At 61.6% G+C, this 12,813-nt stretch carries 12 protein-coding genes and 1 pseudogene; 7 read left to right on the top strand and 6 right to left on the bottom strand.

Annotation, left to right across the window (positions count from 1 at the left end):
* Positions 1-71 precede the first annotated feature (71 nt).
* The 3 genes from BDB13_RS11250 to BDB13_RS11240 are packed head-to-tail and all read left to right on the top strand — an operon-like array spanning position 72 to position 2,322.
* Positions 72-845 carry a PIG-L family deacetylase gene (locus BDB13_RS11250; protein WP_094271713.1) on the top strand — a complete coding sequence of 258 codons (774 nt, stop codon included), beginning with the start codon at positions 72-74 and terminating at the stop codon, positions 843-845.
* 56 nt (positions 846-901) lie between these two features.
* Positions 902-1,294, top strand: coding sequence for a PaaI family thioesterase (locus tag BDB13_RS11245; protein ID WP_094271712.1), 393 nt, complete (start codon positions 902-904; stop codon positions 1,292-1,294).
* Positions 1,291-2,322: a tocopherol cyclase family protein gene (locus BDB13_RS11240; RefSeq protein ID WP_254922789.1), complete on the top strand. Its 1,032-nt coding sequence runs from the start codon at positions 1,291-1,293 to the stop codon at positions 2,320-2,322. Before BDB13_RS11245 ends, BDB13_RS11240 begins: the two co-directional genes overlap by 4 nt.
* Here BDB13_RS11240 and BDB13_RS11235 read toward each other — a convergent pair.
* Positions 2,288-3,157 carry a LysR family transcriptional regulator gene (locus BDB13_RS11235; RefSeq protein ID WP_094271711.1) on the bottom strand — a complete coding sequence of 290 codons (870 nt, stop codon included), beginning with the start codon at positions 3,155-3,157 and terminating at the stop codon, positions 2,288-2,290. The two genes, BDB13_RS11240 and BDB13_RS11235, sit on opposite strands and share 35 nt — an antisense overlap.
* A 70-nt stretch (positions 3,158-3,227) precedes the next feature.
* Between BDB13_RS11235 and BDB13_RS11230 the strand changes: the two genes are divergently transcribed.
* Positions 3,228-3,569, top strand: coding sequence for a YybH family protein (locus BDB13_RS11230; RefSeq protein ID WP_094271710.1), 342 nt, complete (start codon positions 3,228-3,230; stop codon positions 3,567-3,569).
* An 11-nt stretch (positions 3,570-3,580) separates the two neighbouring features.
* Here the strand turns inward: BDB13_RS11230 and BDB13_RS11225 are convergent, their stop codons facing one another.
* A complete protein-coding gene (locus BDB13_RS11225; protein ID WP_094271709.1) occupies positions 3,581-4,843 on the bottom strand; it encodes an ROK family protein in 1,263 nt (420 codons plus the stop codon).
* 320 nt (positions 4,844-5,163) lie between these two features.
* Here BDB13_RS11225 and BDB13_RS11220 point away from each other — a divergent pair, with 320 nt between their 5' ends.
* Entirely contained in the window at positions 5,164-5,481 is a 318-nt protein-coding gene (locus BDB13_RS11220) for a sulfatase-like hydrolase/transferase (protein WP_094271708.1), read from the top strand.
* A 48-nt stretch (positions 5,482-5,529) separates the two neighbouring features.
* Here the strand turns inward: BDB13_RS11220 and BDB13_RS11215 are convergent, their stop codons facing one another.
* Entirely contained in the window at positions 5,530-6,672 is a 1,143-nt protein-coding gene (locus BDB13_RS11215; RefSeq protein ID WP_094271707.1) for an RNA-guided endonuclease InsQ/TnpB family protein, read from the bottom strand.
* 77 nt (positions 6,673-6,749) lie between these two features.
* Here BDB13_RS11215 and BDB13_RS11210 point away from each other — a divergent pair.
* Both BDB13_RS11210 and BDB13_RS11205 read left to right on the top strand, forming a co-directional pair.
* Positions 6,750-8,414: pseudogene (locus BDB13_RS11210) on the top strand (sulfatase-like hydrolase/transferase); the annotation flags it as partial.
* A gap of 15 nt (positions 8,415-8,429) precedes the next feature.
* Positions 8,430-9,179 (top strand): SDR family NAD(P)-dependent oxidoreductase, encoded by a 750-nt coding sequence (locus tag BDB13_RS11205; RefSeq protein WP_094271706.1) that lies wholly within the window; start codon positions 8,430-8,432, stop codon positions 9,177-9,179.
* Here the strand turns inward: BDB13_RS11205 and BDB13_RS11200 are convergent.
* The 3 genes from BDB13_RS11200 to BDB13_RS11190 form a co-directional block, all read right to left on the bottom strand.
* Positions 9,169-9,915, bottom strand: coding sequence for an ESX secretion-associated protein EspG (locus tag BDB13_RS11200; protein WP_254923013.1), 747 nt, complete (start codon positions 9,913-9,915; stop codon positions 9,169-9,171). The genes BDB13_RS11205 and BDB13_RS11200 overlap by 11 nt on opposite strands.
* Before the next feature lie 2 nt (positions 9,916-9,917).
* Positions 9,918-11,456 (bottom strand): hypothetical protein, encoded by a 1,539-nt coding sequence (locus BDB13_RS11195; RefSeq protein WP_141210634.1) that lies wholly within the window; start codon positions 11,454-11,456, stop codon positions 9,918-9,920.
* A gap of 134 nt (positions 11,457-11,590) precedes the next feature.
* Positions 11,591-12,787: a L,D-transpeptidase gene (locus BDB13_RS11190; RefSeq protein WP_094271703.1), complete on the bottom strand. Its 1,197-nt coding sequence runs from the start codon at positions 12,785-12,787 to the stop codon at positions 11,591-11,593.
* Positions 12,788-12,813: the final 26 nt, after the last annotated feature.

Here is a 12,813-nt window from a genome sequence, read left to right as displayed (position 1 = left end):
GCCGTCTCGACAAATCGATTTTCGTGTGCGCTCAGGTTGAACTGTCGGTAACTTGCCTTACGATTGCGCGAATGAGTGTCCTGGTGTTGTTCCACGCCCATCCCGATGACGAAGTATTCATTACCGGTGGCGTTATGAGAATGGCTGCCGACGCAGGCCATCGCGTCGTAGTTGTCACTGCCACCGACGGCGCCTTGGGTGAATACCCCGACGGCCTGCTCGATGATCACGAAACGCTGGCTCAGCGTCGTAGCCGCGAGCTCGAGGCGTCCACCGACGTCTTGGGCGCCAGCCGCGTCGTATCGCTGCACTACCCGGATTCGGGAATGGTCGGAACCCCGGAGAACGAGAATCCCGACGCCTTCTGCAATGCCGACGTCGACGAGGCCGCCGAGCGTCTGGCCGACGTACTTCGTGAAGAAAATGCCGACATCCTGACGATTTACGACTCCAACGGCGGTTACGGTCACCCCGACCACATTCAGGTCCACTACGTCGGCATCCGGGCTGCGGAACTCGCGGGCACCCCGTACGTCTACGAAGCGTCCACCAACCGCGATCACATGAAGATGCTGATGCAGGCCAACCCGGAGTGGACGGACGAGGCGCAACCGCCGGACATCGAATCCTTCGGACTACCGGCCGAACAGATCACCACCGCCGTCGACGTCAGTTCGGTGATCGGCTCCAAACGAGCCGCCATGTACGCGCACGCAACGCAGATCGGCGATTTCGGGCCGTTCCTCGAAATGCCCACCGAAATGCTCACCGCAGCATTCGGCACCGAGTGGTTCCGACGACGCAATGCGCCGGCCGGGCTGGCGGAGTCTGCACTGCCTTTGTAAGACGTTGCCGTTGTAAACCTCACATCGGCTTCGACATCTGGTTAGCATCGGTTGGTATGGATCTCGAACAGCTTGTAGCAACAATGCCGTTTGCAGTACATACCGGAATCGAACTGGACAGCGCGGCTCCCGAACAGGTTGTCGGGCATCTGGATTGGGATAGCCACCGCACTACCGCAGGCAATGGAATGCACGGCGGCGCCTTGATGACGCTGGCAGACAGCGTCGGCGCCGTCTGTGCATTTCTGAACTTGCCGGCCGGCGCCAGTACGTCCACCACCAGTTCATCAACTGTCTTCACCCGCGGCGTCCGCAAGGGCACTGTCACCGCGACTGCCCGGCCACTACATGCGGGCCGCAGCACCATTGCCGTGGTGACGGAACTGCGCGACGACGAAGGCCGTCTGGTCGCCCAGGTCACGGCGTCGCAGGCTGTGTTGGGGCAGTGAACATTCCCGGGTACCGATCCTCCGGGGCCACCGTGCCGTACGGCAATCTCCTTGCTTCGCACGACGTTGCGATGGAAGGCTATTTCTGGCGGTTCACGATGCCCGAGAGCAACCGAGTCGTGATCGCGCTGGCCGGTATCAATCGGGCCTCCGACGGCCACTGGTCGACACTCGGCGTCGGCGCGCATCCCGGCGGATTCCTGTGCGCCGTCGAGCATCCCAGCGGAGAAGCGGATCCCGACACGCTGGGCGCCTACGCGGACAACGCTTTTCGCGGCAGCGCAGATCATGTCGCTTTCCGCGGCAACGCGGATCATGTCCACGCAGACTTCGGGAACGCGCAATTGGACGTGCGGATCACCGAGCAGCGATTCTGGCCGCGTCGACGCTTCGGCGGTTCGAGCTACTTCCAGTCCGTTCCCGCCCTCAATCAGTATTGGCACCCGTGGCTTCTCGGTGGCCGCGCCGAGGGCAGTGCCGTCTTGGACGGTCAGGAGTGGGACCTCACCGGAGCGCAGGTGTACGGCGAGAAGAACTGGGGCAAAGGCGGTTTCCCCGAATCCTGGTGGTGGGGTCAGGCTCAGGGATTCACGGATCCCACTGCCTGCGTCGCGTTTGCCGGTGGCCAGATCAGTGCCGGACCATTCCATACCGAAGTCACGGCAGTTGTTGTGGCACTACCGGACGGGACTGTGTTTCGGCTCGGCAACCCGGTTACGTCACCGGTGGATACTGTTGTCTCCGAAGACCGTTGGTCATTGCGTGGGCGCAACCGCACCTGGAGCGTCGAGATCGACGGCAGCGCCCCGCTCTCAGACGCCCATATCCTTCCGGTTCCACTACCCGCGGAACGCCGAAATGTTCCCGGAGCACTGGAGCATCTCGGCGGAACCATGACGGTGACGGTGCGTAAGCATGGCAGCCTGGTCTGGACCGATACTTCCCACCTGGCTGCGCTCGAGCACGGCGGTCTCGACCGCGCTCAGGCCGAAGTCACTCGGCGGAAGCAACTCGCGCCAGATCGATAAGTGCCGACGCCGCGGGGTTCTTACCGCCGACGACACGCCACACCAACTCCAGTCGTGAGCGCGCCTCGGGCTCCAGATCTATTCGATGCAGTTGCCCCACCGCAGATTCGGGAAGAACAGCCATCCCCAAACCCTGTGCGGCGAGCGAGACGATAATCCCCAGATTACTGGCCTCGAGCGCAACAGTCGGTGTTACATCAACTGCGGCGCAGGCAGCGTCGAAGCACGTTCGTATTCCAGTCCCCTTCGGCAGACAGATCACAGACCGGGTTTCGAGTTCCACGAACGGAAGGCTGGATACCTGTGCCAGTTCATGATTCGCGGCAACACCGGCAACCAGTCGTTCATCCGTGATCACGCGAGATTCAAGACCTTCGGGCAGATCTCCGGCAACACCGACTACCGCGATGTCGAAGGTTCCGTCCAAGACACCGGCCAGAAGGTTGTGCGAATCATCTTCCGACAGAGAGATATCCAAGCCGGGATGCTTCTTGTGCAATCGACTCAGCAATTCTGTCAGGTCAGCCGAGGCACAGGCGGTCACCATTCCGACGGAAACCGATCCCCGAACCAACCCGGTCAAGGCGTCCACGACGTCGCGGGCGCTTTGCACGGAAGTGAGGGCAGCGAGGGCATGAGGCAACACCGCACGTCCAGCCTCGGTCAGGGAGACTGTCCGACCACTGCGATCGAGTAGTTCCTGGCCGAGTTCACGCTCCAGTCGCTTGATCTGGGCACTCACACCGGGTTGAGCAACATGAAGGCGCTCGGCAGCACGGGTGAAATTCGCTTCTTCGACCACTGCCACGAAGTACTCGAGTTGCCTCAGTTCCATAACCGATAATTCTAGCTGCTAGATAAACTAGATCTTGGACTTATCGCTGTGAGACCAGCACGATAGAGCTATGACTACAGCAAAGACCCCCGAAGACCTTGCCCGACTGTTCGTCGAGTACGCCAACGCCGGTGACGCCGACGCAGTAGCCGGACTCTACGAAGAGGGCGCCGTAATGGCATTTCCGCCCGGGTCACTTACCGTCGGCCGTTCGGCCATCCGCGACGTGATCGCGCAGATGCTCGCCGCCGCACCGCTATTCACCGTCGAAAAGGCGCTGCCCACCGTCACCAGCAGTGATCTCGCGATGACGTCCACTGCACCGGCCGACGGTACCGGCGGACGCACTCAGGTGGCGCGCCGCCAGCCCGACGGAACCTGGTTGAGGGTCCTCGATCGACCGGAACTCTGAACGTCGTTTGCTCAGACAACCGCCGCCCGGCGCATAGCCGCCGCCGGATCTGCGAACAGTGAACTCAACGACACCACCGTCGACGCATATTCCTGTACCCGATTACCGAAACCGGTGATGCGAATATCCTTGCGCTCCAATGACGATGCCGCCGAAAACGCTTCGGCGACGTACGGCGCTCCGGCCGCGTAATCGGTAAAGGCCTGGCCGCCCAGGATCACACGATCCGGATTGAACAGGTCACGCAGGAGTGCCACGGTCCGTCCGAGCACACGGGCGCGTTCGACCAACAACTCATGCGCCGGAGCCGAACCGGCTGATGCTGCCGCGTACACGTCCGCGATGGTGATCCGTTCACTACCTTGGATAACCACGCCCCGCGACAGTGCCTCGGTGACAATGGCTCGATCACTGATGGTGGCTTCCAAGCAGCCCACCGAACCGCAGATGCACTGAGCCGACGAACCCGTCGGGAGGTGGGCTATCGAACCGGGTCCGCTGGACGGTGTGTGTACGCGCCCTTCGAAAGTGATAGCAATGCCAGTTGTTTCGCGTGCATAGAAGTACAGGGCTGTGGTGCCGGTGGCGGGAACCTCGGCACGGTCGGCGCTCAGCAGCAACTCTGATGCGGCCATAGCCTCGACATGCGCTGCAACGGAAACCGGTAGGCCCAAGCCGGCGCCGATGACCGAGCCGACCTTCGCGCCCTTCCACCCCAACCTGGGGTGATCGACCACTCCGGTGGCCGAGTCCACTCGTCCACCGATCGCGACACCCACCGCGAGCGGCCGACGCTTGTGCCACCGCGAAATGAACGACTTTGCCGATCGAGCGATAGTGGCAAGCGCAACAGAAGAATTGGTGGTCGGCGTGGGGATCTCGACCGCACCGAGCACCCGGCCGCGAATGTCACTCGCGATGATGCTGGTGACCGCAGCACCGATATGGATGCCGATGGTCAGATACGGCTCGTGGTTCACCTCGAAGGGAACTTTGGGACGTCCGATCGCGCCCGCAGTGGTCAAGTCGGCGCGTTCCCGAACCACTCCCAGTTCGAGCAGGCTGGTGACCTGCCGATTGACTGTCGCAATGCTCAACCCCGAGGCCTTGGTTGCGATGTCCCGTGAGATCGGCCCGCGGAGCCGAGCAATACGCAGGACCGTTGCCGCCGGTCCGTCGGCTATGCGCAGTTCAGGCGCAACAACCTGAGGCCGGGGACCGGAAAGAACGGTTCGTGGTCGAAGGTGAACGGCGGAAAGTGTGGGGGTCGACATGGCTGTCCCTTGCAGAAGGTGGAAGAAGCGCACATCTCGGCCGCCGGGAAGCCAGCATTCATGCTGGTCACAGGAAAATGACGGAGAGAACGACGCAGAAATTAGCTGCAGAAAGAACGGCGGCAACAACACAGTTCGCGTGCCAGCGGCAGACGCGACCCCAACGCAGCGGTCACATAGGTGACCCGCAAAGCGGCAGGCTTGTCGGTCGACATAGGTCCAAAAATAGCAGGTTCCTCTAGTTCCACAAATCGGGCGCGGTAACGATCACCCTGACCGGAACTCTGGCCGCGCCGATTTTTGCGTGTTTGAGTGCATCTATGACCGGCACAGATCCCACTCCCCCACCACATTCACGCGGCTACGAAGGGTTCGGCGGCCGGGTAGGCCGAACCGCCGCGGACTCGACGCCATCCTGGCCACAAACGCCGACACCACATCCGACGTCCCCCAACATCGTTGTCATCTTGATCGACGACATGGGTTACAGCGATATCGGCCCCTTCGGTTCCGAGATCGAAACTCCGACCCTGGACCGGCTTGCAGCACAAGGAGTTCGGCTCACCAACTTTGACTTCCTCTCGGCAGTAAACAGACCGAGATTCCCCACAGGGCTCACACCCCGTAGTTGCCCCTGAAACTCACATTCCAGGGTTCCTGCTTCACAGACAGTCGCCTCCCCTCGCTTACGAGAGAAGAGGACTCACACCATCTCCACAGGCTGACACCGCCAGTCCGACGGCCAAAATATTGATCGCAGCATTGACATCCCGATCGTGAACGGCTCCGCACCGGCACGTCCACTCCCGAACATCCAACGGCAACGACTCGACCACGACACCACATACCGAGCAGGTTTTCGACGACGGATAAAACCGGTCGATCGCGATTACCTGCCGTCCGTACCAATCGGCTTTGTAGTCGAGCATCGACCGGAACTCCGACCACGCCGCATCCGAAATCGCCCGCGACAAATTACGGTTCTTCAGCATGTTCGGCACAGCCAAATCCTCGATGGCGATCACTTGGTTTTCGCGCACCAATCGAGTGGAAAGTTTGTGCAGATGATCGCGTCGCCGATCAGCAACGCGGCCATAGATTTTCGCGACCTTCAACCGGGCCTTCGCCCGGTTAGCCGATCCCTTCTGTTTTTTCGCCAGCGCCCGTTGCGCTTTCGCCAACCGGACGCGATCCTTCGCCTCATGACGCGGGTTGTCGATCTTCTCCCCCGTCGAGAGTGTGAACAGGCTCGTGATTCCGGCATCGACGCCCACCGTCTGTTCCGTCGGCGGTAGTGCGGCGATCTCGGTCTCGACGAGAATCGAAATATGGTACTGGCCACGAGAATTACGGGACACCGTCACCTGAGAAGGCACCACACCGTCTGGCAACGGACGCGACCATCGGATGTCCAACGGCTCCGACTGCTTCGCCAACCGAATGACACCGCACCGGTAGGTGAAGCAGTTCGAAAAATACGTTGCCGAATCCTTCGAAACACCCTTTTTCTTGAACGTCGGATACCGGGTCTGCTTCCGCCAGAACTTGTCGAACGCACCCTGCAACTGTCGCAAGGCTTCCTGCAGTGGACCTTTCGACGGCTCCGCCAACCACGTCGTGTCCGGCTCGCGTTTCCAGCCGGTGAGCATTTTCGACGTGTCCGCGTACGAGACGCGTCGTTTCTCCTGCTGCCACGCCTGCGAGCGCTCCGCGAGCGCCCGGTTGTAGACATACCGAGTGCACCCGAACGTGCGGGCAAGCTGCTCAGCTTGCCCGTCCGTCGGATAGAAGCGGTACTTGTAGGCCCGCTTCACCACCCCCGTAGCCATACCCGAGACACTAACGGCAGCCACCGACAGGTTCGGCTATCCCGGCCCTGAACGACCGGGTTTGCACCGAAAGATCATTGATCAAAGACCTCCGAGCGCACGACGCCGAGAAACCGTTCTTCCGCTACTTCGCTCACGTCGCCATGCACGGACCGTTGCAGGCCAAACCCGAAGACCAAGCCAAGTACCGTGGGCGCTATAACGAGGGCTGGGACCGAATTCGCGAGTCCCGCTTTGCCGCTCAACTGGCGGCCGGGCTTTTCCCGGAAGAAACCAAGCAAGCGCCGCGCAATTCCGAACCCGGTTTCGATGTGCCCGAATGGGATTCACTGACGCCCGAGCACCAGTCACGATTCGCCCGCTACATGGAGGTATACGCCGGGATGGTGGATTCGGTCGACCAGAGCGTCGGCCGCATCGTCGAGACTCTCGAAGAACTCGGCGAGTTGGATAACACCATCATCGTCTTCACTTCCGACAACGGCGGCACCGCTGAGGGCGGATCCGACGGAACTCGAAGCTACTTCGCTCAATTCGCGCACGTACAAGATCCAGACTGGGTCGGCGACGTCCCCCACGACGAGTCGTTGATCGGTGGCCCGCAATTGGGTGTCCACTATCCGCGTGGGTGGGGTCAGACGTCCAACACCCCGTTCCGGTTCTACAAAGGCCAGTCGTTTGCCGGTGGAGTTCGAGTGCCCTTCGTCTTGTCCTGGCCGGCCGGACTCGATACAACTTCCGACGGCAACGGTATTCGAAACCAGTTCGCCTACGTCACCGACCTTGCCCCAACCCTCCTCGACCTCGCCGGGATCGAGGTTCCGACCGTGCGTAACGGGTTGCCCGCCAAAGAGTTCGACGGCGTCTCGGCCGCCGATATTCTGCGTTCGCCGGTCGCAGCGAGCACGCACACGGAGCAGTACACCGAAATGACCGGCAACCGTGGGTATTACAAGGACGGTTGGAAGCTTCTGGCGCTCGCTCCCGAAAACATCGACGAGCCGAACTGGCAGCTTTTCAACGTCACCACCGACCCTACCGAGCTCGACGATCTCGCCTCGCAATTCCCCGGCAAGGTCCGCGAACTCGCCGACGCCTGGGACAACTCGGCCTGGGCCAATACCGTCTTTCCGTTGTTGGGCAATGGCGTCGGAGCCGTCCGCAGACCGGAAGAAGCAGCACTCTCGCATACGGTACGAATCCTGGCGGGCACACCGACCCTCGAGCGCTATCGCTCGTCCCGCCTCATCAGCTTCCGAGACTTCGACATCACCGTCGAACTCGACGGATATCAAGACGGCGACGCCGGAGTCGTGGTCGCTCACGGCGATCCTCAAGGCGGATACATCCTGTACGTGGAACACGGCCACCTCCATCTCGGTTACAACGCATTCGGCGTCTACCAGAGCGTCGACACCGGCCCCCTCGCCGTCGGAAGTACTCGTATCGACGTCGCGGTGACCGTCGCACCGCGATTGCGCTGGAATCTTGCCGTGAGTGTCGACGGCACCTTTGCCGGTCAACTCAGCGAGCAGGTACAACTCGTCGGTATGGCTCCGTGGACCGGAATCTCGGTTGGCGTCGATGCTCGTGGCCCGGTGTCCTGGGACCTGCGAACCCGCCGTGGCGCCTTCCGATACAGCGGTGCACTCCGGGCCGTCACCTACACGCCCGGTGCCGTCCGAGTTCCGGCACGTCACATCGAATCCATCGAACGAGAGGCAGAGTATGCGGCCGACTAGCTCTACGATTGAGTCATGACCCTTTCTTCCGATGCCCGCGTCGCTGTTGTCACCGGAGCTAGTTCCGGTATCGGTGAGGCGACGGCCCGCACGCTCGCTGCTGCTGGATTTCATGTCGTGATCGGGGCTCGTCGCCTCGATCGGCTGGAAAAGATCGCCGAAGAGATCGGCGGCACCGCCCTCGAACTCGACGTCACCGACGAGGATTCCGTCGACGCTTTTGCCGCAGTCCTGCCGAGGGTGGACGTCCTGGTCAACAATGCGGGCGGCGCCAAGGGACTCGCGACGGTCATGGACGCAGATCTCGACGACTGGCGCTGGATGTGGGAAACCAATGTGCTGGGCACACTGCGCGTCACAAAAGCGTTGCTGCCCAAGCTGATCGAATCCGGAGACGGACTGATCGTCACCATCACGTCGATCGCTGCACTGGAGGCGTACGACAACGGTTCGGGATACACCACCGCCAAGCACGCTCAGGCAGTACTGCATCGGACCTTGCGCGGCGAACTGCTGGGCAAGCCGGTTCGTTTGACCGAAATCGCTCCCGGCGCCGTCGAAACCGAATTCTCCCTGGTCCGGTTCGAAGGCGACCAGGAGAAGGCCGACAAGGTGTACGAGGGCATCACGCCCCTGCTCGCGCAGGACATCGCCGACATCATCGGCTTTGTCGCGGCGCGTCCGTCACACGTGAACTTGGATCAAATTGTGGTTCGGCCCCGCGACCAAGCAGGTGCCGGACGCTTCCACCGCACTACCACCTGACCGGCACGACTCTCCTCGCCACCTCAGCGATGCCGCTCGATATCTGCTCCACAATATCTGCGCCCGAAGCTGCTCGGGCACTGATCGTTTCACCGTTCTCCACGATGTACCTGCCGTCCGAGGCGTAGTCACACCAGTGAAAAGCAATCCCGTCGTCGACTGGACGAGTGTCGACGGCAATCCCCGGATAGGTAGCAATTTCGCCGACCGAGGTTCGCGGGCGGCCGAAGAATCGCTTCAGTTCTTCGGCCACCCGCGGATCACCCGCACTATTCATTACCCGGTGGCCAGGAACGTTGCTCAGTTGTCTCACCGAGATCCCACGACCGGTTCCCGCTGCGCACTGAGGGATTGCGTCCACGATCATCCGTGGTAATTCGGACGCCCGCCCCACCGACAAGATCACGTCCGAACCGATATCAATCTGTCGGCCCGGCAATTGGACTGCCAGCACGCCGATACCTCCGAACACAACGCCATGACCTCGCGTCACGTCCTGCCCGATCAGTCCGCACACCTCCACTCGCACAGTCGGTTCCGCGAGGGCTTCGAGAGCTCGGTGCAAACGCTCGTCCAACACGGCGGCGAGACGTTCACTTGCGTGTTGTCGCTGTTGCACAAGGTCCGTCATAGTCTCTGCGTGTGGACGAAACCTCAGCGGATACGGAAGCCTGTCCCGACCCACTGCGTCCCAGAGCAGTTGAAACTCGAGTCCACTGAATTGCCACTGCGACATACTCATTGGCCGAGGACTGACGGCGTGACCATGGGCAGTTCACCGATCAACGTGTTTCCATTGTCGATGTTGATCAAGTAGCCGGGCGTCTGGTGGGTGTCGTCGTCATCTTTGCCTTGACCTCGCGCCCCGGCCATTCCGCCCATGCCACCCATCGCCGGACTGCGTCCGTTGGCGCCGCCGCCGGTTCCGCTACCGCCAACTCCACCGCCGCCGGGTCCGATTCCGCTGCTGCCTATTCCGCCGACAGCGCCGCGTCCACCGCCCGCGAGAGCACCCCCACCGCCTCCGGATCCGAAAGCGCCGCCGCCGGCGCCCAACCCGGAACCACCCGGTGAACCTGACCCAGCACCGCCCGATGGAGATGCGCCGGCACCGGCACCGAAGGCATTCGAATGTGGTGTACCGCCTACGCCCGCGGCATTTGCGCCGGCGAGCAGGTTCGACCCCCCGGCAGACGCGGCTGTTGTGCCTGCCGCACCATCCGAGTTGGCGCCACCAGCGCGATCAGCATCGCCAGAGGTTCCACCGGCATTCGAATCACCTTGCGACGCACCGTCGAATGCATTGCCATCCGCAGTTGACGGACCACCGGCGAACGCTCCGCCTGAACGTCCCTGCGCTGCAGCACCTTCCCCCGCACCGCTCTGCCCCGACCCGCCATCACCCTGCCCCGACCCACCCTGATCGCGGAAGTCTCCGTTTTCTGCCTTTCCGGTGGGTAACGAGTACGCATTCGATCCCCCACCCGAGCCTCCGGATCCGCTACCCGGATATCCGTTGACTCCCCCGTCGCCGGTGATCGGATTGAACGCCGCTGGGAGAATCGGCACTTGGTCGTCGGCTCGCCTCATGTTCGGCAGGTAAACGTCCTTCATCACCTGCCTGGCTCGCCGTTCTGCTTCCTCGGCTTCGTACTGAGCTTGATTCCGCGTTGCACCGGGAATTGCACTGATGAATCTCTCGGTAATACTGGCGCCATCGGGTTCAGGTATCGACCGTTTAACCTCGTCCAAGACAATTCGAGCTTCGCTGACCTTGTTCGAAATCAGCTGAACCCGCGTTTTCAGTTGATTTCCATTCTCGGCATACGCAAGAACAGCCGCCAAAGCAGCCGAGCCGCCCTGCCCTTGCCAACCGTCACCGATTGCCGTGCTGATTGCATGTTGAAACTGGTTGACCCCGGCTTCGGTTCTCCCCGCAATTGCAGTCCACGAACCTCCGATGGCGTCCAGAGTGCCCGGATCCATACGGCTGACGCGTTCAAATATCTCCGCGTGGGACATCGCGTCGAATGGATCATCGTCGATGATCGAGTGCTCGCTGTATTCCAAAGCAGACACCTGAGGTGTCAACGCATCACGGACACGCCAGGCTTCATCGCGTTCATCTTGACCGAGCTTGGCTGCTTCGGTCACTTCGGGCGTGAAGCGCTCACTATCGTCGGTAGCCGATTGCAACGTCACAGTGGTCGATACAAACGAATTCGCCGCCCCCACAACAAGGTTCTGGAATACCTCAGTGATATCTGGAAACCCCACGACAATCCCCGTTTTCGCCTATTTGTCCACACCGGCCATGCGACGTGTATTTCTACCGATTCCATCGGCATCTACCTTCAGTAGACGCATGGAAGACTGCGACGGTTCCGTCAGGAAAGAATTGGACGCACGCTTCAGGCGAGCGCGGACATCGACTTCCAGGTGGGGAGATCGATCGCCCAGTCGTAGATATCGCCGTCGGCGGCCGAGAGCGCGATCGACGTTCCCGTCACCTCGACTGGATCGCCATACAGGGCGGTTCCGAAGTACTCCTGGGCGTCGGACATGGAGAGGTTGATGCAGCCGTTGGTGACGTTCGACGAGCCCTGAACTCCGGTTGTTTCGGGGTTCGCATGGATGAACTCACCGTTGTTGGAGATACGGACTGCCCAGCGTTCGCGAACGTTCTCGTAGAACGGCGGGTTGGACATGAGGAAGTCTTCGTACTTCTCGGTGACCATGTGAATGCCACTGCGCGTGACGTTTCGGGGTTCGTTTCCCTCGCCGTAGCTGACCGGAATGTCCATGATTGTCTGGCCGTCGCGGACCACCTGCATACGGTGGCTGGGCGCGTTGGCCTTCACGATCTGGCTTCGACCGATCGTGAAGTCGAGTGTGAGGTCTTGGTCTCCGTAAGCGCCGCCGCCGTAGTTCAATCCGTAGAGCTTGGCGTCGAGATGCACGGCAGTTCCGGGTACCCAGTAGGTGGCCGGACGCCAATGCGCCCGCGATCCGCCGTTGTCGTCGGGCAGCCAGGCCCACGAACCGGGGGTGGGCGGAACAGTGGTGACGACCAGAGCCTTTTCCACCGCAGCTTGGTCGACAACGGTGTCGTCGAACTGCAAGGTGATCGGCGCGGCGATGCCAACTTCCTGGCCGTCGGCGATGTTGAGAGTGCCACCGGTCCGAGATGCTGGAGTGAGTGTCGTGAAACTGCCGTCGACTCGAACGGTTTTTCCGTCGGTGCCCGTTGCCGAACCCGACCACGAATACGTCGCCCCGTAGCCGAGAGCCTCGCTGACGGTGAACGACGTCTTGTCCGGGGACAGTTGCCCGGCGACGGGTTTGCCCGCCGAGGAACTCAGAGACACCTCGTCCAGGGTCCCGCCGGTGACTGCAACCGATACCGGCGCGATCGGGCTGACGTCTTGGGTGCCGACGGCGGGTGTCGACGTAATGTGCGCGACCGGAGGTTTTTCTGTCGGTTCGGCATTGCCGGCAGTAGTGGCTCCGCCGATAGTGCAGCCCGCAATACCCAGCATTGCGACAAGCAAGAGCGCTACCCAGGCAGCGAGACGCGGACGGTTTCTCCTACTACCTGGCTGATGCACCTCAACAGGCTACCTTCGCTTTTCCG

Source organism: Rhodococcus sp. OK302, assembly GCF_002245895.1.
Classification (GTDB): Bacteria; Actinomycetota; Actinomycetes; order Mycobacteriales; family Mycobacteriaceae; genus Rhodococcus_F.
Note: the sequence above shows the minus strand (reverse complement) of the source record. Positions and strands in the feature narration are given on the sequence as shown.

Excerpts from the sequence above, each read along its gene's own strand:
- BDB13_RS11250 (WP_094271713.1), top strand. The coding sequence starts at position 72 with ATGAGTGTCCTGGTGTTGTTCCACGCCCATCCCGATGACGAAGTATTC.
- BDB13_RS11245 (WP_094271712.1), top strand. The coding sequence starts at position 902 with ATGGATCTCGAACAGCTTGTAGCAACAATGCCGTTTGCAGTACATACC.
- BDB13_RS11235 (WP_094271711.1), bottom strand. The coding sequence starts at position 3,157 with ATGGAACTGAGGCAACTCGAGTACTTCGTGGCAGTGGTCGAAGAAGCG.
- BDB13_RS11230 (WP_094271710.1), top strand. The coding sequence starts at position 3,228 with ATGACTACAGCAAAGACCCCCGAAGACCTTGCCCGACTGTTCGTCGAG.
- BDB13_RS11225 (WP_094271709.1), bottom strand. The coding sequence starts at position 4,843 with ATGTCGACCCCCACACTTTCCGCCGTTCACCTTCGACCACGAACCGTT.
- BDB13_RS11220 (WP_094271708.1), top strand. The coding sequence starts at position 5,164 with ATGACCGGCACAGATCCCACTCCCCCACCACATTCACGCGGCTACGAA.
- BDB13_RS11215 (WP_094271707.1), bottom strand. The coding sequence starts at position 6,672 with ATGGCTACGGGGGTGGTGAAGCGGGCCTACAAGTACCGCTTCTATCCG.
- BDB13_RS11205 (WP_094271706.1), top strand. The coding sequence starts at position 8,430 with ATGACCCTTTCTTCCGATGCCCGCGTCGCTGTTGTCACCGGAGCTAGT.
- BDB13_RS11200 (WP_254923013.1), bottom strand. The coding sequence starts at position 9,915 with ATGTCGCAGTGGCAATTCAGTGGACTCGAGTTTCAACTGCTCTGGGAC.